Origin of the sequence: Rhizobium leguminosarum (assembly GCF_019798305.1) — a bacterium.
Classification (GTDB): Bacteria; Pseudomonadota; Alphaproteobacteria; order Rhizobiales; family Rhizobiaceae; genus Rhizobium; species Rhizobium leguminosarum_U.
In genome coordinates, this window is the sequence record NZ_JAAXDD010000001.1 from 343,536 (window position 1) to 370,152 (window position 26,617).

The window sequence follows — 26,617 nt, forward strand, 5'->3', positions numbered from 1 at the left end:
CTGCCTTTTCGGTGGGGCAGTCTGTGCTGAGACGCGATCGTCGACGTTGAGCGAACTGACTGTGGATCGACCCCGATGTTGAAAAACTAGCCAGTTGAACGGACCCAATTGATCGTCAATTTCTTCGGCCCGAAGAGCTTGGTCGTGCGGCCTCGCTACTGCCAGTCAAAGGCCAGTTTCTGATGACATCATTATTTCGTTCTTGCATCTCTGCAGGAACGTACGTTCGGTCGACGGAGATAACCATCTGATTGACTGGTGATCCCGGCGCGATTCGAACGCGCGACCCCCAGATTAGGAATCTGGTGCTCTATCCTGCTGAGCTACGGGACCACTTAAGTGCCATGCATACAAAAGGCTTGGCGGGAAGCCAAGCCTTAATTGTTGTCAGAGACCAAGGCGTTGTTCGGCGAGACGGACCCAATAGGAGATGCCGTGGGCGATGGCTTCATCGTTGAAGTCGTAGGCCGGGTTATGGAGGCCGGCGCTGTCGCCGTTGCCGATGAAAATGAAGGCGCCGGGGCGGGCGTTCAGCATATAGGAGAAATCCTCACCGCCCATCATCGGGTCGATTTCCGCGTTGACGTTGCCTTCGCCGGCAATGGCGCTTGCGGTTGCGACCGCATGCTCGGTCTCATCCGGGTGATTGACGGTGACGGGATAGTTGCGATGGAAGCTGATGTCGGCCTCGGCGCCGTGGGCAGCGACCAAGCCCTCGATGATCTGCCGGAACCTCGTCTCGGCGAGCGTGCGCACCTCGGGGTCGAGGGTACGAACCGTACCGGCGAAGGTCGCGTCGTTCGGAATGACGTTATGGGCGAAACCGGCATTGAATTTGGTCACAGAGACGACGACCGAGCGCAGCGGATCGGCGGTGCGCGAGGCGATCATCTGCAGGTTGGCGATGATCTGGGCGCCGATGGCGATCGGATCGATCGTCTTGTGCGGCTGGGCGGCGTGACCGCCACGGCCCTTGACGGTGACGGTGAATTCGTCGGTCGCCGCCATGATCGCGCCCTTGCGGGTGGCGAACTGGCCGACCGGCAGGCCCGGCAGATTGTGCATGCCGTAGACCTCTTCGATAGCGAAGCGCTCCATCATGCCGTCCTTGACCATCAGATTGCCGCCGCCGCCGCCTTCTTCGGCGGGCTGGAAGATGACGGCGACATTGCCGTTGAAGTTGCGGGTCTCGGCCAGGTATTTCGCGGCGCCGAGCAGCATGGCGGTGTGGCCGTCATGGCCGCAGGCGTGCATCTTGCCCGGCGTCTTCGAAGCCCAGGGCTTGCCGGTGATTTCCGTGAGCGGCAGGGCGTCCATGTCGGCGCGCAGGCCGACCGTGCGGCGGCCTTCGCCCTTGCCCCTGATCAGGCCGACGACGCCGGTGCGGCCGATACCGGTGACGATCTCGTCGACGCCGAATTCCTTGAGTTTTTCGGCGACGAAGGCAGCCGTGTTTTCCACCGCGAAGAGGAGTTCGGGCCGGGCGTGGATGTGGCGGCGCCATTCGGCGACCTCGTCCTGCAACTCCGCGGCTCTGTTCAAAATCGGCATATCGGCGTTCCTGTTATGAAATCTCGACAATCTTTCATCGCATCACAAGGGTGTGAGGCTGTGGAAATTACTTAGTCAATGACCTTTGCCATGTCATAGCCATATAGGCTAAATAGGGGAAGATTTCGAGATTTTCCTGATATCTGAAGGACGAACCGTGTCGACGAGCCACTACCGTTTGTTTGCTGCCTTGCGGCCGCTTTCTTTCGTATCAGCGGCGACGGCCGTTTTTCTGGCCTCGGTTCCGCTGGCCCAGGCCAATCCGCACATTCTCGTCGACGTTCAGACCGGCCGCGTACTGGAGCATGAGGAAGCCTTCCGTAAATGGTATCCGGCCTCGCTCACCAAGCTGATGACTGTCTATACCGTGTTCGACGCGATCCGCGCCGGCCACATCAACCTCGATACGCCCATCGTCATCAGCAAGCGCGCCGCCGCGCAGCCTGCCGCCAAGATGTATTTTAAACCGGGCCAGAAGCTGACGCTCGACAGCGCGCTGAAGATCCTGATGGTGAAATCGGCCAACGACATCGCGGTCGCGGTCGCCGAAGCCATCGGCGGCACGCAGGAAGGCTTCGTGACGCGGATGAACGGCGAGGCGCTGAAGCTCGGCATGACGGATTCGCATTTCGTCAATCCGAACGGCCTGCCCGGCAAGGGGCAGTATACGACGGCGCGCGACCTTGCGGTGCTGACGGTGGCGCTGCGCCGCGATTTTCCGCAATATGCCGGCTATTTCTCGCTGGAGGGCTTTACCACCGGCCAGCAGAACGTGCCGAGCCTCAACATGCTGATCGGCCGTTTCGCCGGCGCCGACGGCATGAAGACCGGCTTCATCTGCGCCTCGGGCTTCAACCAGATCGGTTCGGCGACGCGCAACGGCCATACGCTGATCTCGGTCGTGCTCGGCACCGACAGCCTTGCAGCGCGCGCCGATGCGACGGCGAACCTTTTGCAGAAGGGCTTTACCGCGCAGTTTCCCGGCAACGACACGCTGGGTTCGCTGAGGCCCTACGGCCCGGGACAGGACCAGGTAGCCGACATCACCGCCGATATCTGCAGCGCCAAGGGCGCCAAGGTGCGCAGCGAAACGCGGGACGAAGTCGGCCGCATGCGGGTGCAGTCGCCCTACATCCAGCCGATGGACCACGATCCGCAATTCGTCTTTGCCGGCCTCATTCCGGGCCAGGACCCGCAGCCGGCTGCGCAGCCGGAAAAAATGGCGCGGGGCGATACCGCGGGAGCGATCGCCAACGTGCCGGTGCCGATGCCGCGGCCGACATCCTTTTAAGCTTTTAAGGTAGATGACATGAGTGCGCTCAACGACAGGATTCCGGTCACCATCCTGACCGGCTTTCTCGGCGCCGGCAAATCGACGCTGCTCAACCGCATCCTCAAAGATCCCGTGATGAAGGATGCGGCCGTCATCATCAACGAATTCGGTGATGTCGGCATTGACCACCTCCTGGTCGAAAGTTCCGGCGATTCGATCATCGAACTATCAGACGGGTGCCTTTGCTGCACCGTGCGCGGCGAGCTTGTGGATACGCTGGCGAACCTGATGGATGCGGTGCAGACGGGCCGCGTCAAGCCGGTGAAACGCGTCGTCATCGAGACGACGGGCCTTGCCGATCCTTCACCGGTCATGCAGGCGATCATGGGCAATCCCGTCATCGCCACGAATTTCGAGCTCGACGGCGTCGTCACCGTCATCGACGCGGTGAATGGGCTGCAGACGCTCGACAATCACGAGGAAGCGCGCAAGCAGGCGGCGGTCGCCGACCGGCTGATCGTCTCGAAAACGGCGATGGCCGAGGCAACGAACGGGCTGGAAAAGCGCCTGCGGGCGCTCAATCCGCGTGCCGTGATAATGGATGCCGACAGCGCCGAGGCGGGCACTGCCGCGGTGCTGGTCAACGGGCTCTACGATCCGGCGACGAAGATCGCCGATGTCGGCCGCTGGCTGCAGGACGAGGATGCACACGAGGCGCATCACAATCACGACCACGGTCGTGATGGACATCACGATCATGATCATCATGATCATGATCATCATGATCATGATCGTGATCACCACGGCCACCACCACCATGATCATCATGGTCATGCGGATCAGGATCCGCACGACGTCAATCGTCACGATGCTTCGATCCGCTCATTCTCGATCATCGAGGAAAAGCCGATCGATCCGATGGCGCTCGAGATGTTCATCGATCTTCTGCGTTCGGCCCATGGCGAGAAGCTGTTGAGGATGAAGGCGATCGTGTCCGTTTCCGACCGGCCGGATCGGCCGCTGGTGCTGCATGGGGTGCAGAGCATCTTCCATCCGCCGGTGCGGCTTCCCGCCTGGCCGGGGGAAGACCGGCGCACGCGCATGGTGCTGATCACCCGGGATCTGCCGGAAGCCTTCGTGAAGGATCTCTTCGACGCCTTCCTCGGCAAGCCGCGCATCGATATGCCCGATCGTGCGGCGCTGTCGGACAATCCGCTCGCCATCCCCGGCATGCGGATTTAAACCGGTGATTTTTGTTGTTACGCGATCTTCTTCAAGTCTTGCGTTTGAGGATACTTGAAAGCCACATGGCCTGCTGGCCGCTGAGAAGGCTGCGATAGCGCTCCTGGCTTGCCGCCAGATGGGCGCGCATGGCGGCGCGGGCGGCTTCCGGGTCCCCGGCAGAAATCGCCTTCAAAATCGCCAAATGTTCGCGCTGCAGGCCTTCCTGATAGTCACGCGACAGCGTGCTATCTGTACCCCAAGGCGAGGCGACGTCGCAGGGGATGGCCCGCATGCCAAGCGCATCGAGAACTTCGATATAATATGAATTATTGGTGGCAGCCGCGATTTCTCGGTGGAAAGCGAAGTCGCTCTTGCCGGTTGCTTCGCCGCGCTCGAGCAGCCTGTCGAATTCGAAGAATGCTTCCTGAATCTGCGCTTCCTGAGCCGCATTGCGCCGTAGCGCTGCAAGCCCTGCGCTCTCGATTTCCAGCCCCATGCGCACCTCGATGATGTTGAGTGCATGCGAAACCTTGTTGCCGACATCGGCGCTGATCGAACCGAAGGTAATCGTCGGATGGTTCTTGACGAAGACGCCGGCGCCTTGCCGCGCCTCGACGAGGCCGTCGGCGGCAAGGGTTGCAATCGCCTCACGGACAACGGTGCGGCTGACGCCGAAGAGTTCGCCCATCCGGGTCTCCGTCGGCAGCTTCTGGCCGGGCGCATACACCCCGGACACGACCTGAGAGCGGATGGCCGAAACGACGCCTTCGGAGAGTTTCGGCTTTCGCTCGACCCTGAAATCTACCGCTGTGTCGGTCGCCATGTCGCACTCCTATTTGAACACGCTCGGCAGCCACAGCGAAATCGCCGGGATGTAAGTCACCAGCCCGAGCACCACGATGCCCGCACCGTAGAACGGCCAGATCGAGCGCATGGCCTCCCAGACGGAGATCTTGCCGACTGCACAAGCCACGAATTGAACCGCGCCGACAGGAGGCGTGTTCAGACCTATGCCGAAATTCAGGATCATGATCACGCCGAAATGCACCGGGTCGACACCGTAAGCCTGCGCAACCGGCAGGAAGATCGGCGTGCAGATAATGATGGTCGGCCCCATGTCCATAAACGTGCCGAGCACAAGCATGAGGACATTGAGCAGGAGCAGCACCGTCAGCGGATCGTCGGCGACGCTCTTCATCCAGATCACCAGCGAGGCAGGCACCTTCAGGAAGGCCATCAACCAGGAGAAGGCGGCGGCTGTGCCGATAATCAAAAGCACCATTGCCGTCGTGCGCACGGCCCCCTGCGTGGCGTGAACGAAGTCTCTCCAGCTCATCTGCCGGTAGACCAGGAGGGTTATCAGCAATGCGTAGAGCACCGCGATGCAAGAGCTTTCCGTCGCAGTGAAGATGCCGGACCTCACCCCGCCGAAGATGATGGCGATCAGCAGCAGCCCTGGCAGTGCGACAGCGAGCAAATGAGCCACCATGGCAAAGCCGGGAAAGGGCTCCGTCGGATAGCCGCGCGAGCGCGCAACGATGTAGGCCGTCACCATGAGCGCGACCGCAAGCAATATTCCAGGCAATACGCCGGCGGTGAACAGGTCGGCGATGGAGATCTTGCCGCCGGCAGAGATCGAATAGATGATCATGTTGTGGGAGGGCGGCAGGAGCAGCGCGATCAGCGCTGCCATGGACGTGACGTTCACCGCATAATCGGCGCCATAGCCGCGCTGCTTCATCTGCGGGATCATCAGGCCGCCGACGGCTGCTGCTTCTGCCACCGCCGAACCGGAGATGCCGCCGAACAGCGTGGCGGTGACGATGTTGACCTGGCCGAGGCCGCCGCGCACGTGGCCGACCAGTGATGCGGCGAAGGCGACGATGCGGCTGGCAATGCCGCCGCGCACCATCAGGTCGCCGGCGTAGATGAAAAAGGGGATGGCGAGGAGCGAAAATACGCTCATGCCGGAATTCAGCCGCTGGAAGATGACCAGCGGCGGCAGGCCCATGTAGAGCACCGTGGCGAAGCTGGCGACGCCGAGGCAGAAGGCGATCGGCGTGCCTATCAGCATCAAGGTGGTGAAAACACCGAACAGGATCCAGAGTTCCATCGCGCTACACCTTCAATTTGACGTTCGGATCGGCATTGATGTTTTCGATCTCGACGGCGATTTCCGCCGGCAGAATTTCATCCAGCGCATCGTCGATCGGCTCGCCAGCGAGGCGGAGCACGATGCGCTCCAGCGAGAAGATCACGGCAAGCACGCCGCCGCCTGCGAGCGGCAGATAGTCGAACGCGCCGGAAATACCCAGCGACGGCAAGGTCGTGTTCCAGGTCAGGCTCATGAGCGCGCCGCCGTACCAGACCATGCCGGCGCCGAAGGCGAGAATGACGACGTCCGAGATCATGCGCAGAACGCGCTTGCCGGATTTCGGCAGCACATAAAGCAGCACGTCGAAACCAAGATGATTATTCTCCCGGATGCCGACGGCAGCGCCGAGGAAGATGAACCAGCTCATCAGCATGACCGAGCCCGGCTCCGTCCAACTCGGCGAGTCGTTCAGCACATAGCGGCAAAATACCTGCCAGGCGACAAAGACCGTCATCAGCACCAAGCCGGTGCCCGCGAGCCAAAGGGCGGCGTTGCTCAGGCGTGTCAGAAAATTGACGACGGGTGTCAGGTTGTTCGACATCAGGGCCTCGTCGAAATTGGGCGCTCACTCTCCCTTGGCGGGAGGAAACGAGAAAGATGTGCACGAAACGGCGGGTGAACCGGGGTGGCGATAACTGTCCACCCCGTTACCGACGCCGCTTTCGCAAAAAGGAAGGCAAGCTATGGCTATTGCACAGCCTTCACATCCTCGACCATCTTCTTCAGCACGTCGTCTTTCACGTGCTTTTCGTAAACCGGGGCCATGGCGTCGATGAACCCCTGTTTGTCCGGCGTGGTGATCTGGGCGCCGAGCTTTTCGACATTGGTGCGCGACTCAGCGACCTTGGCTGACCACAGCTCGCGCTGCTTGGCGACGCTGTCCTTGGCTGCCTGTTTGAAGACCGCCTGATCCTCCGGCGTCAGCTTGTCGAACGCCGCCTTGTTCATGACGAACACCTCCGGCAGGATCGTATGCTCGTCGAGCGAGTAGTTCTTCGCCACTTCGGCGTGCTTGGCGGTGTCGTAGCTCGGGAAGTTGTTTTCCGCGCCGTCGATAACGCCCGTTTCGATCCCCGAGTAGACCTCTCCATAGGGCATCGGCGTGGCATTGGCGCCGAGGGCCGCCACCATGTCGACGAAGATATCGGACTGGATAACGCGGAACTTCAGACCTTTCATATCGGCAACCGAATTGATCGGCTTCGTTTTGTTGTAGAACGAGCGCGCGCCAGCATCGTAGAAGGCAAGCACCACGAGACCGGCCGGCTCGAACGCCTTCTTGATCTGGTCGCCGATGGCGCCGTCCATGACCTTGTGCATGTGCTCTTCCGAACGGAAGATGTAGGGCAGAGCCGGAACGATCGATTCCTTCACAGTGCCGTTGAAGGGCGCCATTGACACACGGTTGAGCTCGATTACGCCGGAGCGCACCTGCTCGATCGTGTCTTTCTCCTCGCCGAGTTGGGCGGAATGATAGACTTCGAGGGAATAGCGACCCTGCGTGCGCTCCTTCAACAGCTCGCCAAAATATTTGACGCCCTCGACTGTCGGATAGCCGTCCGGATGCGTATCCGACGATTTCAGCACCGTTTGAGCGCTGGCCGCGCCGCTCATGAATGAAGCGGCAACCATAAGACCGGCCGCCAGTTTAACAAAGTTCTTCATGCTCTCCTCCCGTTTTGCATGACGATGAATTCTCAGAGTCGGTATCCCGGCTTTGCGACTTAGAGGAAGGTCCTCTGCACGCTTCGCCTCCTTCCAGCGATATTTCCACGCTCGGGCACTGATGGTCCGGCCCGAAAGGTTGCGCGCGTTGGAAGTGTCTCATCGAGACAACCAACATGGCTCAGCATGCCCATCGGCTCCGATAAGCAGCTGCTGACCTTACACGCGAACATTGTCGCTCTTCTTGTGGAACAGAAGACTTAGATCGATAGCCTCCTCTATTCTTGCCGTTCCTCCGACCGGCTCACTATGGCTAGAACCTGCAAAGTATAATGTCAACATACAAAAGCTGTGTAGTTGTATGATGAATTTTCGCCGCCGCTTGGTCTCCGACCGACAGCTGTGGAAGCGCGGAGCAGGCAAGGTTGGAGACGCGGGCGACAGCCTTACGGTGGAGGCGTGCGCTTCGTAAGAACCCTCAGGCTCATTCAATTAGTTTCAGTTTTGCGCGACGCGCTTTAGCGCTTTCGAATCAGGAAGCGGTGGCCGTTTTCGGTCTTTTCCGTCTCGACCAGTTCGTGGCCATCCTCATTGCAGAAATGCGGCATATCGATCACAGCAAGCGGATCGGTGGTGTCGACGCGAATGAGCGTGCCGCTCGCCATGGCGGCAAGCTTCTTGCGCGTCTTGATCACGGGGAATGGGCATTTCAGGCCGCGAAGATCGTAGAGAACGGGGTTCAAGCCGTTCAGTTCCTCGCCCAGAATTTCCAGAACGGCTTCTTTGCCGTGGCTTCCGCCGTTTCCTGCGGTTCGGGCGCCGCAAAGGCCAGCGGGTTCTGCATCGGCACCGGCACGACAGCAGGTGCCGCGGCAGCGACGGCTTGCGGCTGGGCAGGTGCGACAGGCGTGGCGCCCGGTGCCGTCTTGGCGGCGAGGCCCAGCGCGGTGCGCTTGGCCATCAGGTCTTCGAGTTCGGCGACCTTGACCAAGCGGCCGGCTTCCAGCGAAGTGCCCGTCGGGGCGTAAGCGAGTTCACGGCCCTTGCGCGTCTTGGCGACCACTGCCTTGCGTTCGGCTTCGGACGGGTCGTACCAGGCCATGCCGTCAAATTTGCTCATCGCCTTGGCATAATCGGCATCGTAGGTCTTGCCGTAGGAGGCAAGTGCGGCCGTCAGCGCCGGCGGCGTCGACATAGCAGGGCACTTGCCTGCGGCATTGAAGGCGCTGCCGTCGGTTGCCTGCTGGTTGAAGACGTATTTCTTCTCGCAGACGTTCACCTCAGGTGGGCGCTTCGTCACTTCGAAATTGTCGTAGCCGACCTTCAGCATCTTCCAGAAGTCGTAACTGCTGTCGAGGCGATGCTTCACCATATTTTCCGCCGTCATGCGGAAGGGGAAAGCTTGCAGCTGCACGGTCGACTGGCCGCCCTTGAAGGCGTCGCGGGCGAAGGCGTAGATCTCCAGCACCTGCTGGTCGGTCATCGAATAGCAGCCGGAGGACGAGCAGGCGCCGTGGATCATCAGATCGGAGCCGGTGCGGCCGTTCGCCGCGTCGTAGCGGTTCGGGAAGCCGGTGTTGATCGCCAGATAATATTTCGAATTGGGGTTCAGGTTGGCGCGCGTCAGGTCGTAGAAACCTTCCGGCGCCTGCCGGTCGCCGGTCTTTACCTTCGGGCCGAGACGGCCGGACCAGGCGCAGATCTTATAATCGGCGATCTTGTCGAAACGGTTGTCGGTCTTCGCCTTCCAGATCTCCATGGCACCTTCTTCCTTGAAGATGCGGATCATGATCGGCGAATTGCGGTCCATGCCCTTGGCGGACATCTGAGCGAGGATATGGCTGGGAAGCGGCTGCTCGACCTTGTTCTTGACCTTGGAAAGATCGACCTGCGCGGTTTCCAACGCATCATTGCAGCCGGACAGAGCCAGCGCCATGAGGGAAATATAGGCAAAATGACGTATGCGCATCCCAACTAGCCCATAAAGATAAAGCGACCCGGTCCGCCCATGGAGTCCGGACATCAAACGGAATCATAGACGGCTTATACTTTATAAGTCCTTACCAGCCTATGACGTGCCTGGAACATCCCCGCAAGCGCAATGCTACAGATAACATCAATGTGGCCAAGATTTGGCCCCAATCGGTGAAGAGCCGAATGTCCGCTAGAGATTGCGGCCCATGGCGAGGAATTTCTGGCGGCGGTCGTTGCGCAGCTGCTCGCCGGAGCGGGGTGCCATTTCGGCCAGAGCATTGGCGATCACGTCGCCGGTTGCTGCTATCACGCTGTCGGGATCGCGATGCGCGCCGCCGAGCGGCTCGGAAATGATGCCGTCGATGACGCCGAGCGATTTCAGGTCTTCGGCGGTGATCTTCATGTTGGTCGCCGCTTCACGGGCGCGGGTGGAATCGCGCCAGAGGATGGAGGCTGCCCCTTCCGGCGAGATGACGCTGTAGATCGAATGCTCGAGCATATAGACCTTGTTGCCGGTGGCGATGGCGATCGCGCCGCCCGAGCCGCCTTCGCCGATGACGACGGAGACGAGGGGAACCTTGACGCCCAGGCACATTTCCGTGGAGCGGGCGATCGCCTCGGCCTGACCGCGCTCTTCGGCGCCGACGCCGGGATAGGCGCCTGCCGTGTCCACCAGCGAAATCACCGGCAGACCGAAACGGTCGGCCATTTCAAGGATGCGGATCGCCTTGCGGTAGCCTTCCGGCCGGGGGCTGCCGAAATTGTGCTTCAGGCGGCTCTTGGTGTCATTGCCTTTTTCCTGGCCGATCACGGCGACGGGCTGGCCGCGGAAACGGGCAAGGCCCGCCTGGATTGCGGCATCCTCGGAAAATTTGCGGTCGCCGGCAAGCGGCGTGAATTCCTGGAACAGCGTCTTGGCGTAATCGACGAAATGCGGGCGCTGCGGATGGCGGGCGACCTGCGTCTTTTGCCAGGGATTGAGCTTGGAATAGATTTCGACGATGGCATCGCGGACGCGAACCTCCAGCCGGCCGATCTCATCGGTGGTGTCGATGCTCTCGTCTTCCGTTGCGAGCTTCTTCAGCTCGATGATCTTGCCTTCGAGGTCGGAGATCGGCTTTTCGAAGTCGAGATAATTGTGCATGAGGTGCGTTTCCGTTCCTTGTGCCCGGGGCGTTTTCCTGGCTCCGCCCCTTGTCGCCGGTCCTATTCGTGCTTTTTCGCCTGTTTGGCAAGGGGGTGATGCGTCTGGACAAGCTGCTGCAGCCTCTCTTCGAGGACATGTGTGTAAATCTGCGTGGTCGAAATGTCTGAATGGCCGAGGAGTTCCTGTACGACGCGCAGATCGGCGCCGTTGGCAAGCAGGTGGCTGGCAAAGGCGTGGCGCATGACGTGCGGCGAGATCAGCGACGGCGTCAGGCCGGCGCGGATCGCCAGGTTCTTGAGGTCGCGGGCGAAAACCTGGCGCGGCAGATATCCCTCCTTCGAGGCGGAGGGAAACAGCCAGGGGCTTTCCTGCGGGTCCTTCACTGCTGCATTTTCGGCCGCCAGCCGGCGCCCGTAGGATTTCAGGGCTGATATCGCCGATTGCGACAGCGGCACCAGCCGTTCCTTGTTGCCCTTGCCGCGGATCATCAGGAAACGGCCTTCCTGATCGAGCACACGGGCAGGAAGCGAGACGAGTTCACTGACCCGCATTCCGGTGGCATAGAGCAGCTCCAGCAGTGCCAGCATGCGCAGGCGCTGCAGCTGGCCCGGAGCCGCATCGTCGGCTTCGGCCTCTGCCTGCGAAAGCAATCTGCCGACCTCCTCGACGCCCATCGTCTTCGGCAGCGGACGGCCCTTCTTCGGCGCGTCGAGAATGCCTGTGGGGTCGTCGGTCCTCAGGCCCTCGGCGTAGAGAAACTTATAGAACTGCCGCATGGCGGCAAGCCGGCGCGCCTGGGACGAGGGTTTGAAGCCCTTTCGGGCGAGCGAGGAGAGATAGGCGGCGAGATCGGCGGAGGCGGCTTCGGTCAGCCGTATGCTGCGCTCCGTTAGGAACGAGCGGACGTCGTCGAGATCGCGTTCATAGGATTGCAGCGTGTTGGCGGCAGCACCCCGTTCGGCGCTCATCATCTCCAGGAAGGATTCCACATGGACGCGGCCGAGATCCACCATGCCGGTCACTTCCTGGTCGTGTCGATCGCGCCCGTTGCGGGCGGATTGACCCGCTCGGACGGAATGCGGATCGTCACGTCGCGCGGCTCGGGCTCCACGAAGGTCACAAGCGCCAGCATCGCTCCGTAGACCGTCCCGGCGAGGATCGCGCAGACGAACAGGAAACGGAACAGGGTCGGCATCCAGCAACTCCTTCATGCTCTGCTTCTGTTATAAGAAGCCTATCTGCAAGTGCAAGAAGCGGTATTCAAGCCATGATTCCCTTGTCCGCGACTTGACGCTCCATCTGCATTTGTCGATACCGTTTGCAAACAAAGTGTGAATGGACCGATGAGTGAACAACTGCTGACCGTTGCTGACAGCTTGAAAGACAGAGCTCGCGCCGCGCTCGGTTCACGCAATCTGATCCTTGTCGGCCTGATGGGCGCCGGAAAATCCTCCGTCGGGCGCATCGTCGCCAGCCAACTCGCCATTCCCTTCATCGACAGCGATCTCGAGATCGAGCGGGTTTCGCGCATGACGATCGCCGAGCTTTTCGCCGCCTATGGCGAGCAGGAGTTCCGGGCGCTGGAAGCGCGGGTGATGAAGCGGCTGCTGAAGAGCGGGCCGCGCGTCGTCTCCACCGGAGGCGGCGCCTTCATCAACGACCGGACGCGCAAACATATCAAGAAAGGCGGCCTTTCCGTCTGGCTGAAGGCCGATCTCGACGTGCTCTGGGACCGGGTCGCCAAGCGCGACACGCGGCCGCTGCTCAAGACCGAAAATCCGAAGCAGACGCTCGAGGGCCTGATGAATGCGCGTTATCCGATCTATGCGCAGGCAGATGTCACCGTGCTCTCGCGCGACGTGCGCAAGGAAATCATGGCCGACGAAGTCTTACAGGCCGTGATCGAAGCTCAGAAGGAAAGTGCAGCGTCATGAATGCGATAACCTCCGCCCCCGCCATCCGAACGGTGCATGTGCCGCTCGGCGAGCGCGCCTACGACATTCTGATCGGGCCGGGGTTGATTGCGCGGGCCGGCGCCGAGATCGCCTCGCGGCTCAAGGGCCGCAAGGCGGCTGTCGTCACCGACGAAAATGTCGCGCCTCTCTATCTCAAGGCCCTCGTCGCAAGTCTTGATGAAGCGGGTATCGCCTCGGCTGAGGTCGTCCTGCCGGCCGGCGAGAAGACCAAGAGCTTCGAGCATCTGATCACGGTCTGCGACAAGGTGCTGGAGGCGCGCGTCGAGCGCAACGATTACGTCATCGCGCTCGGTGGCGGCGTCATCGGCGATCTTTCGGGATTTGCGGCCGGCATCGTCCGTCGCGGCGTGCGCTTCGTGCAGGTGCCGACCTCGCTCTTGTCGCAGGTCGATTCCTCCGTCGGCGGCAAGACCGGGATCAATTCCCGTCACGGCAAGAATCTGATCGGCGTCTTCCACCAGCCGGACCTGGTTCTGGCCGATACGGATGTGCTGAATTCGCTGAGCGAGCGCGAATTCCGCGCAGGCTACGCCGAGGTCGCGAAATACGGGCTGATCGACAAGCCGAAATTCTTTGCCTGGCTGGAAGCGAACTGGAAGGCGGTTTTTACAGGCGGCTCCGCGCGCATCGAGGCGATTGCCGCGAGCTGCCAGGCGAAGGCCGACGTCGTCGTTGCCGACGAGCGCGAGAACGGTCCGCGGGCGCTGCTCAATCTCGGCCATACCTTCGGCCACGCGCTGGAAGCGGCGACTGCTTATGACAGCTCCCGCCTCGTGCATGGCGAGGGCGTTTCGATCGGCATGGTGCTGGCGCACGAATTCTCCGCACGAATGAACCTTGCAAGCCCGGACGATGCGCAGCGTGTCGAGCAACATCTGAAGGAGGTCGGCCTGCCGACCCGCATGTCCGACATTCCGGGCGACCTGCCGCCAGCCGAAACGCTGATGGACGCGATCGCCCAGGACAAAAAGGTCAAGAGCGGTAAGCTCACCTTCATCCTGACGCGGGGCATCGGCCAGTCCTTCGTCGCCGACGATGTTCCGGCGTCCGAAGTGATCAGCTTCCTCCGGGAAAAACACGCCTGATGACGGTCGAAGGCGCTCTGGCATTTCTCGCGACATACTGGCCGGAGATCCTTTCGATCACGGCGCTGGTGCTCATGTCCGCCTTCTTTTCCGGTTCCGAGACCGCGCTCACCGCCGTTTCGCGCAGCCGTATCCATACGCTCGAGGTCAATGGCGACGAACGTGCTGGTCTCGTTCGGCAATTGATCGAGCGGCGCGACCGGCTGATCGGCGCGCTGCTCATCGGCAATAATCTCGCCAATATCCTGTCCTCCTCGATCGCCACCAGCCTCTTCCTCGGGCTGTTCGGCAGTTCCGGCGTGGCGCTGGCGACGCTCGCGATGACCGTCATCCTGGTCATCTTCGCCGAAGTGCTGCCGAAGAGCTGGGCGATTTCAGCGCCTGAGCGCTTCGCACTCGCCATCGCACTGCCGGCCAAGCTCTTCGTCACCGTCGTCGGCCCGGTTTCCTCCTTCGTCAATGCGATCGTGCGGCAGATTCTTTCGCTGTTCGGCATCAATCTCTCACGCGAGATATCGATGCTGACGGCGCACGAGGAGCTGCGCGGCGCCGTCGATCTGCTGCACCGCGAGGGATCGGTGGTGAAGGCCGACCGCGACCGCCTCGGCGGCGTGCTCGATCTCGGTGAGCTGGAACTCTCCGACATCATGGTCCACCGCACCGCGATGCGGGCGATCAACGCCGACGATCCGCCGGAAGCGGTGGTGCGCGTCATCCTCGAAAGTCCCTATACGCGCATGCCGTTGTGGCGCGGCACGATCGACAACATCATCGGCGTCGTCCACGCCAAGGATCTGCTGCGGGCGCTTGCCGAGCCGAACATGGAGCCGCAGAACCTCGATATCGTAAAGATCGCGCAGAAGCCGTGGTTCGTGCCCGACAGCACCAACCTCGAGGACCAGCTCAACGCCTTCCTGCGGCGCAAGCAGCATTTCGCCGTCGTCGTCGACGAATATGGCGAGGTGCAGGGCATCGTCACGCTGGAGGATATTCTCGAGGAAATCGTCGGCGACATTTCCGACGAGCACGACATCGAGATACAGGGCGTGCGTCAGGAGGCCGACGGTTCCGTCGTCGTCGATGGCGGTGTGCCGATCCGCGACCTGAACCGGGCGCTCGACTGGAATCTGCCCGACGAGGAGGCGACGACGATCGCCGGCCTCGTCATCCACGAATCAATGACCATCCCGGAAGAGCGCCAAGCCTTCACCTTCTACGGCAAGCGTTTCGTCGTCATGAAGCGGGAAAAGAATCGCATCACCAAGCTGCGCATCCGCCCGGCCGGAGAAGACGGCGCAAAGCCAGGCTGATTCCGCTTGGATCTTGGACGGCCAACGCCTATATGGGCTTGCGTGCCGCTACCAGCGGGTCGGTTCATCAGGTGCAGCCGGTTCGACGGCCAGCGCATGCAGGCCGGCATCGAGCTCCGGTTTCAACAGGTCGGTGATTGCCCGGTGGCGCGCCAGCCGCGACATGCCGGCGAATTTTCCGGAAACGATCCTCACCCGCATATGGGTTTCGCCGGTGCCCGTGATATCAGGCTGGTGGCCGGCATGCAGATGGCTTTCGTCGATGACGCTCAGGCGTTCGGGCGCGAAGGCTTTGATAAGTTTTTCTTCGATGCGGGTTCGCAGGGTCATCATCCGGTCTTGCTGGTTCGCGAAAAGGGTTCCTACCAAGCCTGCAACATTCCCGTTTGTCAATTCTTGTTGTCGCTTCGCGACAGCCCCATAATTAGCCCGTCATGAGACTTGATTCCAAATATTTCGATCGCATCCGAACACGCCGCAAACGCGAGCCGGAGACAGAGCAGGCGCCGCCTACCTGTCAATGGGACGGGTGCGACAAGAAGGGGGCGCATCGCGCTCCGGTCGGCCGCAATGCGGAAGGCCAGTTCTTCTTGTTCTGCTTCGAGCACGTCAAGGAATACAACAAGGGCTACAATTATTTCTCCGGTCTTTCGGACGGCGAGATCGCGCGATACCAGAAAGAGGCGATCACCGGCCACCGGCCGACATGGACGGTCGGCGTCAACAAGGCGGCGAAGGACAGTCCGCTGCATTCGGAGATCCGCTCCGGCGCCTATACGCGTGTTCGCGATCCCTTCGGCTTCGTCAAGGAAGGCGGCAAGGGCAGCGGACCGCGTTTTCCCCAGGCGCGCAAGCTGAAAACGCTGGAGACCAAGGCCTTCGAAACGATGGGCCTCGACGCCAATGCGACATCGGCGGAGATCAAGAGCCGCTACAAGGAACTGGTGAAGAAACACCATCCGGATGCCAATGGCGGCGATCGCGGCTCGGAGGAGCGTTTCCGCGCCGTCATCCAGGCCTATCAATTGTTGAAGCAGAACGGTTTTTGTTAATTCCCGTCCTTGCTCTTAAGCTTCAATCGGGTATGGTCCAACTCGGCTGAGGCCGCAGGCAAACGCGGCTCATATTTGTGCGTTTTCCCGACATCGCCTCCGCCGACCTTCCGGACGCGGCGTTTCTTGTCCGGGACTCTTTCAAAAATGCTCGCACGCGGTCATTTTCCCGCCGAGGTTTCGTTTCAGTCCCGGAGAAGCATCGCCGACGTTCCGACCCGGACGGGCGCGGAATAAAAAACGCGGCGTCTGGGTTGCGACATGGCCTGAGACAGTATGGTCGGGTGGCAGCACCCGCCTTGGAGACATGATGAGCAAGATCGACCTGGATATATCAGAACTGCCCGATACCACCGTTTCGGTCCGCGAGGCCTTCGGTATCGATTCCGACATCCGCGTTCCCGCCTACAGCAAGGGCGACGCCTATGTGCCGGATCTCGATACGGACTACCTTTTCGACCGCGACACGACGCTCGCCATTCTCGCAGGCTTCGCCCATAACCGCCGCGTGATGATCTCCGGCTATCACGGCACGGGCAAGTCGTCGCATATCGAGCAGGTGGCGGCGCGCCTCAACTGGCCCTGCGTGCGCATCAACCTCGACAGCCATGTCAGCCGTATCGATCTGGTCGGCAAGGATGCGATCGTCGTCAAGGACGGGCTGCAGGTCACCGAATTCAAGGACGGCATCCTGCCCTGGGCCTATCAGCACAATGTCGCGCTCGTCTTCGACGAATATGATGCCGGCCGTCCCGATGTGATGTTCGTCATCCAGCGCGTGCTCGAATCCTCCGGCCGCCTGACGCTGCTCGATCAGAGCCGCGTCATCCGGCCGCACCCGGCCTTCCGCCTGTTTGCGACCGCCAATACGATCGGCCTCGGCGACACGACCGGCCTCTATCACGGCACGCAGCAGATCAACCAGGCGCAGATGGACCGCTGGTCGATCGTCACGACGCTGAATTACCTGCCGCATGATCACGAAGTGAATATCGTCGCCGCCAAGGTGAAGAGCTTCGGCAAGGACAAGGGCGGCCGTGAGACGGTTTCGAAGATGGTTCGCGTCGCCGACCTGACGCGCGCCGCCTTCATGAACGGCGATCTTTCGACGGTCATGAGCCCGCGCACGGTCATCACCTGGGCCGAAAACGCCGAGATCTTCGGCGATCTCGCCTTCGCCTTCCGCGTCACCTTCCTCAACAAGTGCGACGAGCTGGAACGCCCGTTGGTCGCCGAGCACTATCAGCGCGCCTTCGGCGTCGAGCTGAAGGAAAGTGCCGCCAACATCGTTCTCGGAGCTTGAGACCGACCGATCATGGCAGCTCGCGGTGACAATTCGAAAGCAAAACCCGGCGCGCCTGTCGACGTCGAGCCACTGCGCCGGGCGATAACCGGCTGCGTGCGCTCGATCGCCGGCGACGGTGATGTCGAGGTGACCTTCGCCAATGAACGGCCGGGGATGACCGGCGAGCGCATCCGGCTGCCGGAACTTTCCAAGCGGCCGACGGCGCATGAGCTGGCGGTCACCCGCGGTCTCGGCGATTCGATGGCGCTGCGCCTTGCCTGCCATGACGAGAAGGTGCATGCGACGATGGCGCCGCAGGGCTCGGACGCCCGGGCGATCTTCGATGTGGTCGAGCAGGCGCGTGTCGAATCGATCGGCGCGTTGCGCATGGAGGGTATGGCGTCGAACCTGCGCTCCATGACGGAGGAGAAATATTCCAAGGCGAATTTCACCGGCATCGAGCGTCAGGAAGACGCACCGGTCGGCGAAGCCGTTGCGATGATGGTGCGCGAGAAGCTGACCGGCCAGCGCCCGCCGGCCTCCGCCGGCAAGGTGCTCGACCTCTGGCGCGACTTTATCGAGGACAAGGCAGGGTCCGAACTCGACAACCTGTCGAACGCGATCAACGACCAGCAGGCCTTCGCCAAGGTCATCCGCAACATGCTGTCGGCCATGGAAATGGCCGAGGAATACGGCGACGACGACAGCGATGCCGACAATGACGACCAGTCGGAGCAGGAAGACCAGTCGAGCGGCGACGAGCAGGACCAGGACGAGGTCGACGAGGATGCCGGCACGGATGCCGCCCCCGTCGAGGACAGCGAGGTCGCCGACGAGCAGATGGAGGACGGCGAGACCGAAGGCGCCGAAATCTCCGACGACGATATGATGGAAGAAGGCGAGGATGATTCGGAAACGCCGGGCGAGACCCGCCGTCCAAACACGCCCTTCGCCGATTTCAACGAGAAGGTCGACTATCACGTCTTTACCGAAGAGTTCGACGAGATCATCACCGCCGAGGAACTTTGCGACGCTGCCGAGCTGGAGCGCCTGCGCGCCTTCCTCGACAAGCAGCTGGCGCATCTGCAGGGCGCGGTCGGCCGTCTTGCCAACCGGCTGCAGCGCCGCCTGATGGCGCAGCAGAACCGCTCCTGGGATTTCGATCTGGAAGAGGGCTATCTCGATCCGGCCCGGCTGCAGCGCATCATCATCGATCCGATGCAGGCGCTTTCCTTCAAGATGGAACGCGACACCCAGTTCCGCGACACCGTCGTCACCCTGCTCATCGACAATTCCGGGTCGATGCGCGGCCGGCCGATCACGGTTGCCGCCACCTGCGCCGACATTCTCGCCCGCACGCTGGAACGCTGCGGCGTCAAGGTCGAGATCCTAGGTTTTACGACGAAAGCCTGGAAGGGCGGGCAGGCGCGTGAAAACTGGCTTGCCGGCGGCAAGCCGCAGACGCCGGGACGCCTCAACGACTTGCGCCACATCATCTATAAGTCGGCCGACGCGCCGTGGCGGCGCGCGCGCGCCAATCTCGGGCTGATGATGCGCGAGGGTCTGCTCAAGGAAAATATCGACGGCGAGGCGCTGATCTGGGCGCATAATCGCCTGCTCGCGCGCCGCGAGCAGCGCCGCATCCTGATGATGATCTCGGACGGCGCGCCGGTCGACGATTCGACACTGTCGGTCAATCCGGGCAATTATCTGGAGCGGCACCTGCGCGCCGTCATCGAGCAGATCGAGACGCGTTCGCCTGTGGAGTTGCTTGCAATCGGCATCGGTCACGACGTGACGCGCTACTATCGCCGCGCCGTGACGATCGTCGATGCGGACGAGCTTGCCGGTGCGATGACCGAGCAGCTTGCCTCGCTGTTCGAGGACCAATCCGTCCAGCCGCGCGGCGGCCGGATACGCCGTGCCGGCTGACGCCGCTGGAAGAATGACGGTCAAGCGCCTCTGCCGTGCGGCGTCGATCGTTCTCGGCATCGCAGCCGGCGCTTCCTCGTCATGGGCCGGCGACGTGCCGGTCATTAGCCGGCAAATCTCCGATTTCAGGATCGGCTCTTCGGAGACCAAATTCGGATCGCTGGAATTTCTCGGCGGGCTGGAGATGGTTTACAGCAGAGCACTGTTCGGCTCGCTCTCCGCTATCCGTTTCCGGCAGGACCAGAAACATTTCGTCGTCGTGCTCGATACCGGCCAGTGGCTGACTGGCAGCATCGAACGTGACGTCAAGGGCAGGCTTTCGGGTCTCTCGGATGTCGAGATCACGCCAATGAAGAACGGCGACGGGCGTAGCTTCGAGGGCAAGGGACATATGGATGCCGAGGGCCTGACGCTCGATGGCGACCGGATCCTGGTCTCCTTCGAGCAGGATCATCGTGTCGATGTCTATTCCGATCCTGGCTTCGCCGATTCGGGAGCGATCGCCACCCTGCCGATCCTCATCCCGCGGGATATGCTGAGCTACAACCGCGGCATCGAGACCATCACCGTGGCGCCGGCATCGAGCCCACTCAAGGGTGGGGTGGTCATCGTCTCCGAGCGCGGTCTCGACAGCGATGGCAACCGGTTGGCGGCCATTCTCAGCGGACCGCTGAAAGGGCGCTTCTCGGTCGAGCGGGACGGCAGCTTCGACATCACCGATGGTGCTTTCCTGCCGAACGGCGACCTGTTGCTGCTGGAGCGCCGCTTCAACATGGCCGAAGGCATCGGCATGCGTCTTCGGCGCATCAAGGGTGCCGATATCAGGCCCGGCGCCATTGTTGACGGCGAATTGCTGCTGGAAGGCAATTTCAACTCGCAGATCGACAATATGGAAGGGCTCGATGCCTTTCAGGCCGCCGACGGCACGACCCATATCATCCTGGTGTCGGACGACAATCATTCGATCCTGCAGCGCAATCTGATGCTGGAGTTCCGGCTTTCCGAACAGGCCGAACACAAGGCGTCAAACTGATGTCATAGGTTTCGGCTATCCCGCCCGCGGCATCGGTGGCTGGCCTGCGGAGGAAATCATGGTGCATATTCATGTCATGGGCGCGTCCGGTTCCGGCACGACATCGCTCGGCCTTGTGCTCGCCGAGAAGCTCGATATTGCCCATCTCGACACCGACGATTTCTTCTGGCTGCCGACCGATCCGCCGTTCACGACGCCGAGGGATGCCGACGACCGCATCAGGCTGCTGCTCGATGAGGTCGCGCGGCATGAAGGTTGGGTTCTCTCCGGATCGGCACTGAAATGGGGAAGGCCGATTGAGCCGTTCTACGATCTGATCGTGTTCCTCAGGATCGATCCGGAGCTTAGAATGACGCGCATCCTTGCGCGGGAGATTGCGCGATACGGAAAAAGAATCAGGCCCGGCGGCGACATGGCCGTCAAGAGCGGGGAGTTTCTGGAATGGGCGGCGAGCTATGACACGGCCGGTCCCGAACGCCGCAGCCTTGCGGCACATGAGCAATGGCTGGAAACGCAGACTGTGCCGGTGCTGCGGCTCGATTCATCGCTAGGTATTGACGATCTGGCGGCAGAGGTGCTGCTTCATCCGGTCATTGCCGCCAGAGCGGTCCGGCGGCGTCGGTAACTTCAGCTAGAGCGGTTCAGCTTTTAACGGAAACGCAGGACCGCTCTAGCCTTTTGTTTTTACGCAATTCCGGACGGAAAACCGCTTCGCACTTTTCCTGGAATTGCTCTAGCTGGCGCGAGCGGCCTGCATCGGCCGCAGCACGTTCATCAGCGCGCCATAGGGTAGCAGCATGACGAGGCCGACGATCATCTTCACGGCGAAATCGCCGATCGCCCAGGAAATCCAGCGCGGAGCCTCCGCGGCAAAGATGCCGAGGACCGGGGCTGCTTCGAGCGCAAAGGGATCGTTGGGGCCGAGGAAGACAAAAAACGCGGCGAAGGACAACGAAAAGAACATCACCGTATCGAGCGCCGAGCCGATCAGCGAACCGACCAACGGCGCGCGCCACCAGGCCTGACGGCGAAGGCGGTTGAAGACGGCGATATCGAGCAGCTGGCCGGCGAGATAGGCCGAGCCGGAAGCGATGGCGATGCGCGGCACCGAAGTGAAGAAGGAGAGCGTCACGCCGACGACGAAGCCGGCAAAGACGACCTTGCGGGCTGCCCGCGGGCCGAACTGACGATTGGTCAGATCGGTGATCAGGAAAGCGATCGGATAGGAGAAGGCGCCCCAGGTCAGGATGTCGGCGAGGTTGATGCCGGCAACTTCGGCGTTCAGCGGAAACTGGACGAGGAAGTTCGAGGCGACGACGACGAGCGTCATCAGCGCGACGTAGGCAATGGTATAGCGGGTCTTCAGCATTTTTTTATCCTGGGTGATGCCACCAGTTGGAGAGACGGACCGGCAAAGCAAAAGGCTTGTCCGGTATTATCCGTTCAAGCCTTTTGAAGCCGTATGAAAGAAGGGCAGAAGCTTACGCAGCAGCGGCTTCAGCGGTCTTCTTGGCGATCTGACGGCGCAGCAGGCGGGCGCGCATCGACAGTTCGTTTTCGCTGGCCTTCAGCAGGAAGGCATCGAGGCCGCCACGATGCTCGACGGTGCGAAGAGCGGCAGCCGACACACGAAGACGGTAACGCTGGTTGAGAGCGTCGGAAATCAGCGTTACCTGGCACAGGTTCGGCAGGAACCGGCGCTTGGTCTTGTTGTTGGCATGGCTGACATTGTTACCAGTCAGGACGGCTTTGCCGGTCAGTTCGCACACGCGGGACATGGAACACCTATTCTTGTTTTTCTCGGGCCATCGAATTGCCATTCCCGGCAAAGCCAGGCGCGCAATCCAACGGGCATGATTGGAAAGTTGCGGTTCTATAGTCAGACAGGTTGCTCGCGTCAAGCCAAACCTTGGCCTTTCCCGCAATTCTGTCAAAAAGCTGCTGTTTTCTTCCCTTCGCGGCAGGAGTATAGAGCGCTTAACAAGAGCTGCCAGCGCGCGACAAGACAAGGCTTTTTTCCATGGCTCATTCGGGCAGACGGATTTTCATTTCGGGCATTGCCGCGCTCCTTGCCATACCGGCATCGGCGGCCGAAATCCAGCATCGAACGGAATACCGGGTGGCGCTCGCCGGCCTGCCGATCGCGCGCGCCGCGTTCCTGACGCAGATCGAGGACGATCACAGTTACAAGATAGCTGGCGACATCAACTCCGCCGGTCTTGCCGATCTCGTCACCAGGATTTCGGCGAAGACCAGCGTCACCGGTGTCGTGCGCAAGAACAGGCTGCAGGCGCAGAAATATTCGCTCTACTACAAGAGCGGCAAGAAGAAGGCCCGCGTCTACGAGGTCAGCTACCGCAACGGCAACATCATCTCGGCGACGACGACACCGGCGCCGAAGCATCCGAAGAACTGGATCGACGTCACGCCGCGCGACATGCGCTCGGTGCTCGATCCGATCTCGGGCCTGGTGTTCACCGGCGATACAAAGGTCTGCTCGCAGACGCTGCCGATCTTCGACGGCGAGACGCGTATGGATCTGGTGCTGTCGCCGAAGGGCGACGAGGATTTTTCCACCAACGGCTTCAAGGGCAAGGCGATCGTCTGCAGCGTGCGCTTCGTGCCGCGCTCGGGCTACAAGAAGGGCCGCAAGGACATCGACTATCTCAGCAAGAGCAACCGGATGGAAATCTGGTTTGCCAAGTCGGACGCGGCAAATGTATACGCTCCTGTCTACGTGCGCATTCCAACCGAATATGGAATGGTGACGATCACTGCCGTCAAATACGGTAGCAACAGTTGACGGGGCTTCTGCTTCCGTGAAGGGGGACAGGTGAAGCTTCGCGCGACGTTGATCGGTTTTACGGCCATTCTGATGTGGTCGTTCCTGGCGTTGTTCACCGCGGCCTCCGGCAAGATGCCGCCGTTCCAGCTTTCGACCATCTGCTTTGCGATCGGCAGCATTCCCGGTCTCGTCGTGCTTATCCTCAAGCCTTCGCGGCTGGCGCTGCTGAAGCAGCCGGCCAAGGTCTGGATTACAGGCATTGTGGGGCTGTTCGGCTATCATTTCCTCTATTTCACCGCGCTCCGGAACGCGCCGGCGGTGGAGGCGGGACTGGTCGCCTATCTCTGGCCGCTGTTGATCGTCGTCGGTTCGGCACTGCTGCCGGGCGAACGGCTGCGCTGGTATCATGTGGCAGGTGCGATTGCCGGGCTTTGCGGCACCTTCCTGATCGTCGGCCGCAACGGCATCGATTTCGACGGCGCCTATGCCATCGGTTACGGTGCTGCCTTTCTCTGCGCCTTCACATGGTCCGGCTATTCGCTGCTCACGCGGCGCTTCGACGCCGTCTCCACGGATGTCGTCACCGGCTTCTGCCTTGCGACCTCCATCCTGTCGCTCTTCTGCCATCTCGGCCTTGAGACGACCGTCTGGCCAGAAACGGTTTTCGAATGGGTCGCCATCGCCGGGCTCGGGCTCTTTCCGGTCGGTGCCGCCTTCTACGCCTGGGATTACGGCGTCAAGAACGGCGATATCCAGATCCTCGGCGCGGCAAGTTATGCAGCACCTCTGCTTTCGACGCTGATTTTGGTGCTGTTCGGATTTGCCGAGCCGAGCTGGCGCATTGCTCTCGCCTGCCTGCTCGTCACCGGCGGGGCGGTGCTGGCCGCCCAGGAGATGTTCCGCCGCAAGATTCCGGCGCAGTCTGCTGCAGCAGAGTAGGTCTTAGAACAGGATGATTTTAGGCCTGGTCGGCCTAAAATCATCCTGTTCTAAATTAGATAGTTTGAGCATGATGTTGCCCGAAAGCTGCTCACACTTTTCGGCATCATGCTCTAGCCGCCGGGCTTCCAACCGGGTGGCGCCATCTCGAAGCTCGAAAATTCGAAGCCCGGCGAGACGGTGCAGCCGACCAGGGTGAAATCGCCGAGGGTTTCGGCCGATTGCCACCAATTGGCGGGAATGAACGCCTGCGGCCGTTCGCCGGCGGACAAGTTCGTTCCGAGCGTCAGGGTCTCGCTTGCCGTTCCGTCTTCCGAGCGGTGCAGCGAGAGCGGCGAGCCGGCGTAATAATGCCAGACCTCCGCCGCGTCATGGACGCGATGCCAGTGCGAACGCTGTCCCCTGGTCAGCAGATAATAGATCGCCGTCGAATGGCCGCGTTCTCCGCCCGCCGTATCGCGAAATGTCTGCACGTACCAGCCACCTTCAGGATGCGGCTGCATGCCGAGTTCGCGGACGATGTCCTCGGGCGACATCAGAAATTGTCCTTGCGCTTGCGGATCTCGGCAAAGACTTCCTCATTCGTCTTGCCTTCCATCAGCAGATTGCGGCGGATCGCCGGATCGGCGGCGCGCAGGAACGGGTTGGTTTCCTTTTCCAGCCCCAATGTCGTCGGGATGGTGAATTTGCCATCGGCGCGCAAGGCCTCGATCTCGGCGGCGCGGCTCTTGAGGCGCTCATTGTCCGGATCGACGGTCAGTGCGAAACGGGCATTGGACAATGTGTATTCATGGCCGAAATAAACGGCGGTTTGATCGGGCAGCACGGCGAGTTTCTGCAGGGAATGCCACATGTCGGCTGCCGGGCGTTCGAACAGCCGGCCGCAGCCGAGCGCAAACAGCGTGTCGGCGGCAAACAGCAGCTTATCGTCGACGAAGTGATAGCAGATGTGGCCGGCGGTGTGGCCGGGCGTCTCGATCACGTTGACCGTGTGATCGCCGAAAAGGAAGCTGTCGCCATCGGCCATCGCCCGATCGAGGCCGGGAATGGCGATGGCCTCGTTGATCGGGCCGATGATCTCGCAGCCGAACTGCTCCTTCAGCGCCAGGTTGGCAGTGACATGGTCGGTGTGATGATGCGTGGTGAAGATATGGGTGATCTTCCAGCCGCGACGTGTCGCCGCTTCCAGGATCGGCGCCTCCTCCGGTGCATCGATCGCCGCAGTAAAGCCTGTCTCCGGATCATGCACGAGAACGCCGAAATTATCGGTGCGGCAGAGAAAAACGTCTAATTCCAAAGGTTTCATCGTTCAATAATCCCTTATCCCAGGAGTCTCGCGGAAATGTAGAGGTTCCGGCCTTGAAGTCCAACCGCCCGCTGATAACATTTGTCGCAATGCACGCCGATATCGTCGACTTACGCCAATTCTATCATTCCGAACTCGGACGTCTTGCCGAGCAGTCGATCGCCATGGCGCTGTCCTCGCTCTGGGTGCGGCTGCCGCAGGAGCGTCTGGTCGGCCTCGGTTATGCCGTGCCCTTCCTCGACCGCTTCCAGGCCGATACCGAGCGTACCTTCGCCTTCATGCCGGCCGGGCAGGGCGCGGTGAACTGGCCGATGGGCTCGCTCTCGACGACGGCGCTGATTTTCGACGAGGAGCTGCCGCTGCCGGATTCCTCGATCGACCGGGTGCTGATGGTGCATTCGCTGGAATTCGCCGAAAGCCCGCGCGAGACGCTGAAGGAGCTCTGGCGGGTGCTGGCGCCGGGCGGACGGCTGGTCATCGTCGTGCCGAACCGGCGCGGCGTCTGGGCACGGATGGAACATACGCCCTTCGGTTCGGGCCGGCCCTATTCCCGCGGTCAGCTGACAAGTCTGCTGCGCGAGACGAATTTCACGCCGGGCGCGACGGCTGAAGCGCTTTTCTTCCCGCCCTCGAAGCTCAGGACCATATTGCGCCTTCGCCGCGCCTTCGAGCGGATCGGCCGAACGCTATGGCCGGCCTTCTCAGGCGTCATTATCGTCGAGGCGCAGAAGCGGCTTTATCAGGGGCTGCCGGTTGCGGCGCGGGCCTCCCGCCGCGTCTTCGTGCCGGTTCTCGCACCGCATGGTGTTCCGACCACACGCACGACAGCGCCGCGCGTCTTTTCAGACGCGCAAAGGACGCTGTAGCACTTTGAATGCTGCATAATTTTATCCTTAAATCGATTCCGATTTAAGGAATTATGCAG

At 61.3% G+C, this 26,617-nt stretch carries 28 protein-coding genes and 1 tRNA gene; 13 read left to right on the plus strand and 16 right to left on the minus strand.

Annotated features, from left to right (window positions below):
* Positions 1-256: 256 nt before the first annotated feature.
* Positions 257-333 (minus strand) — tRNA-Arg (locus HFO99_RS01605).
* 54 nt (positions 334-387) lie between these two features.
* Positions 388-1,551, minus strand: coding sequence for a M20 aminoacylase family protein (locus tag HFO99_RS01610; protein ID WP_222358753.1), 1,164 nt, complete (start codon positions 1,549-1,551; stop codon positions 388-390).
* Between the two features lie 157 nt (positions 1,552-1,708).
* Here HFO99_RS01610 and HFO99_RS01615 point away from each other — a divergent pair, with 157 nt between their 5' ends.
* Entirely contained in the window at positions 1,709-2,842 is a 1,134-nt protein-coding gene (locus HFO99_RS01615; RefSeq protein WP_222358756.1) for a D-alanyl-D-alanine carboxypeptidase family protein, read from the plus strand.
* Positions 2,843-2,860: 18 nt separating this feature from the next.
* Entirely contained in the window at positions 2,861-4,066 is a 1,206-nt protein-coding gene (locus tag HFO99_RS01620) for a CobW family GTP-binding protein (RefSeq protein WP_222358759.1), read from the plus strand.
* Positions 4,067-4,097: 31 nt separating this feature from the next.
* On the opposite strand, the gene HFO99_RS01625 is transcribed toward HFO99_RS01620, so the two are convergent.
* The 9 genes from HFO99_RS01625 to HFO99_RS01665 all read right to left on the minus strand — a co-directional run bounded on the left by HFO99_RS01625 (position 4,098) and on the right by HFO99_RS01665 (position 12,184).
* Complete coding sequence (locus HFO99_RS01625) at positions 4,098-4,871, minus strand: FadR/GntR family transcriptional regulator (protein ID WP_222336207.1); 774 nt, start codon at positions 4,869-4,871, stop codon at positions 4,098-4,100.
* A gap of 9 nt (positions 4,872-4,880) precedes the next feature.
* On the minus strand, positions 4,881-6,161 hold the full coding sequence (locus tag HFO99_RS01630) for a TRAP transporter large permease (protein ID WP_222310048.1): 1,281 nt from the start codon (positions 6,159-6,161) through the stop codon (positions 4,881-4,883).
* Positions 6,162-6,165: 4 nt separating this feature from the next.
* The gene (locus HFO99_RS01635; RefSeq protein ID WP_064647636.1) at positions 6,166-6,744 is read right to left on the minus strand and encodes a TRAP transporter small permease; all 579 of its coding nucleotides are present in this window, start codon (positions 6,742-6,744) and stop codon (positions 6,166-6,168) included.
* Between the two features lie 146 nt (positions 6,745-6,890).
* Positions 6,891-7,868: a TRAP transporter substrate-binding protein gene (locus HFO99_RS01640; protein ID WP_222336208.1), complete on the minus strand. Its 978-nt coding sequence runs from the start codon at positions 7,866-7,868 to the stop codon at positions 6,891-6,893.
* Between the two features lie 518 nt (positions 7,869-8,386).
* Positions 8,387-8,611, minus strand: coding sequence for a sulfurtransferase TusA family protein (locus HFO99_RS01645; RefSeq protein WP_018482755.1), 225 nt, complete (start codon positions 8,609-8,611; stop codon positions 8,387-8,389).
* 5 nt (positions 8,612-8,616) lie between these two features.
* Complete coding sequence (locus HFO99_RS01650; RefSeq protein ID WP_222248832.1) at positions 8,617-9,837, minus strand: murein L,D-transpeptidase family protein; 1,221 nt, start codon at positions 9,835-9,837, stop codon at positions 8,617-8,619.
* A 195-nt stretch (positions 9,838-10,032) separates the two neighbouring features.
* A complete protein-coding gene (locus HFO99_RS01655) occupies positions 10,033-10,986 on the minus strand; it encodes an acetyl-CoA carboxylase carboxyltransferase subunit alpha (protein WP_151518078.1) in 954 nt (317 codons plus the stop codon).
* A gap of 62 nt (positions 10,987-11,048) precedes the next feature.
* Positions 11,049-12,002 (minus strand): site-specific tyrosine recombinase XerD, encoded by a 954-nt coding sequence (gene xerD / locus HFO99_RS01660; protein ID WP_222336209.1) that lies wholly within the window; start codon positions 12,000-12,002, stop codon positions 11,049-11,051.
* 5 nt (positions 12,003-12,007) lie between these two features.
* Entirely contained in the window at positions 12,008-12,184 is a 177-nt protein-coding gene (locus HFO99_RS01665; protein ID WP_003543363.1) for a hypothetical protein, read from the minus strand.
* A gap of 148 nt (positions 12,185-12,332) precedes the next feature.
* Here HFO99_RS01665 and HFO99_RS01670 point away from each other — a divergent pair, with 148 nt between their 5' ends.
* From HFO99_RS01670 to HFO99_RS01680, 3 genes are read left to right on the plus strand one after another with little or no spacing between them, the layout of a single operon-like run.
* Positions 12,333-12,923, plus strand: coding sequence for a shikimate kinase (locus HFO99_RS01670; RefSeq protein WP_018482758.1), 591 nt, complete (start codon positions 12,333-12,335; stop codon positions 12,921-12,923).
* Positions 12,920-14,050 carry a 3-dehydroquinate synthase gene (aroB, locus tag HFO99_RS01675; protein WP_222358761.1) on the plus strand — a complete coding sequence of 377 codons (1,131 nt, stop codon included), beginning with the start codon at positions 12,920-12,922 and terminating at the stop codon, positions 14,048-14,050. The genes HFO99_RS01670 and aroB overlap by 4 nt, the downstream gene beginning before the upstream one ends.
* Positions 14,050-15,360, plus strand: coding sequence for an HlyC/CorC family transporter (locus HFO99_RS01680; protein ID WP_222248825.1), 1,311 nt, complete (start codon positions 14,050-14,052; stop codon positions 15,358-15,360). The genes aroB and HFO99_RS01680 overlap by 1 nt, the downstream gene beginning before the upstream one ends.
* Before the next feature lie 48 nt (positions 15,361-15,408).
* Here the strand turns inward: HFO99_RS01680 and HFO99_RS01685 are convergent, their stop codons facing one another.
* The gene (locus HFO99_RS01685; protein ID WP_017966329.1) at positions 15,409-15,693 is read right to left on the minus strand and encodes a BolA family protein; all 285 of its coding nucleotides are present in this window, start codon (positions 15,691-15,693) and stop codon (positions 15,409-15,411) included.
* Between the two features lie 101 nt (positions 15,694-15,794).
* On the opposite strand from HFO99_RS01685, the gene HFO99_RS01690 reads away from it, so the two are divergent.
* The 5 genes from HFO99_RS01690 to HFO99_RS01710 all read left to right on the plus strand — a co-directional run bounded on the left by HFO99_RS01690 (position 15,795) and on the right by HFO99_RS01710 (position 21,287).
* The gene (locus HFO99_RS01690) at positions 15,795-16,412 is read left to right on the plus strand and encodes a J domain-containing protein (protein WP_222358764.1); all 618 of its coding nucleotides are present in this window, start codon (positions 15,795-15,797) and stop codon (positions 16,410-16,412) included.
* A gap of 310 nt (positions 16,413-16,722) precedes the next feature.
* Positions 16,723-17,715: a cobaltochelatase subunit CobS gene (gene cobS, locus HFO99_RS01695; RefSeq protein ID WP_011653731.1), complete on the plus strand. Its 993-nt coding sequence runs from the start codon at positions 16,723-16,725 to the stop codon at positions 17,713-17,715.
* Positions 17,716-17,727: 12 nt separating this feature from the next.
* Positions 17,728-19,629, plus strand: a complete 1,902-nt coding sequence (gene cobT, locus HFO99_RS01700) for a cobaltochelatase subunit CobT (protein WP_222358767.1) — start codon at positions 17,728-17,730, stop codon at positions 19,627-19,629.
* Positions 19,630-19,642: 13 nt separating this feature from the next.
* Positions 19,643-20,662 carry an esterase-like activity of phytase family protein gene (locus HFO99_RS01705; RefSeq protein WP_222358770.1) on the plus strand — a complete coding sequence of 340 codons (1,020 nt, stop codon included), beginning with the start codon at positions 19,643-19,645 and terminating at the stop codon, positions 20,660-20,662.
* A 58-nt stretch (positions 20,663-20,720) separates the two neighbouring features.
* Entirely contained in the window at positions 20,721-21,287 is a 567-nt protein-coding gene (locus HFO99_RS01710) for an adenylate kinase (protein ID WP_222336213.1), read from the plus strand.
* Between the two features lie 108 nt (positions 21,288-21,395).
* Here HFO99_RS01710 and HFO99_RS01715 read toward each other — a convergent pair whose 3' ends face one another.
* Together HFO99_RS01715 and rpmB are read right to left on the minus strand one after the other, a co-directional pair.
* Positions 21,396-22,031 (minus strand): VUT family protein, encoded by a 636-nt coding sequence (locus tag HFO99_RS01715; protein WP_222358773.1) that lies wholly within the window; start codon positions 22,029-22,031, stop codon positions 21,396-21,398.
* 112 nt (positions 22,032-22,143) lie between these two features.
* Positions 22,144-22,440 carry a 50S ribosomal protein L28 gene (gene rpmB / locus HFO99_RS01720; RefSeq protein WP_003543341.1) on the minus strand — a complete coding sequence of 99 codons (297 nt, stop codon included), beginning with the start codon at positions 22,438-22,440 and terminating at the stop codon, positions 22,144-22,146.
* A 242-nt stretch (positions 22,441-22,682) separates the two neighbouring features.
* Here rpmB and HFO99_RS01725 point away from each other — a divergent pair, with 242 nt between their 5' ends.
* Both HFO99_RS01725 and HFO99_RS01730 read left to right on the plus strand, forming a co-directional pair.
* Entirely contained in the window at positions 22,683-23,465 is a 783-nt protein-coding gene (locus HFO99_RS01725) for a DUF3108 domain-containing protein (protein ID WP_222358776.1), read from the plus strand.
* 30 nt (positions 23,466-23,495) lie between these two features.
* Positions 23,496-24,386 (plus strand): DMT family transporter, encoded by an 891-nt coding sequence (locus HFO99_RS01730; RefSeq protein ID WP_222336216.1) that lies wholly within the window; start codon positions 23,496-23,498, stop codon positions 24,384-24,386.
* Between the two features lie 113 nt (positions 24,387-24,499).
* On the opposite strand, the gene HFO99_RS01735 is transcribed toward HFO99_RS01730, so the two are convergent.
* Positions 24,500-24,922 (minus strand): cupin domain-containing protein, encoded by a 423-nt coding sequence (locus HFO99_RS01735; protein ID WP_222336217.1) that lies wholly within the window; start codon positions 24,920-24,922, stop codon positions 24,500-24,502.
* Complete coding sequence (gene gloB / locus HFO99_RS01740; RefSeq protein ID WP_222358779.1) at positions 24,922-25,692, minus strand: hydroxyacylglutathione hydrolase; 771 nt, start codon at positions 25,690-25,692, stop codon at positions 24,922-24,924. Before gloB ends, HFO99_RS01735 begins: the two co-directional genes overlap by 1 nt.
* Before the next feature lie 53 nt (positions 25,693-25,745).
* Between gloB and HFO99_RS01745 the strand changes: the two genes are divergently transcribed.
* Positions 25,746-26,558, plus strand: a complete 813-nt coding sequence (locus HFO99_RS01745) for a class I SAM-dependent methyltransferase (protein ID WP_222358782.1) — start codon at positions 25,746-25,748, stop codon at positions 26,556-26,558.
* Positions 26,559-26,617 lie beyond the last annotated feature (59 nt).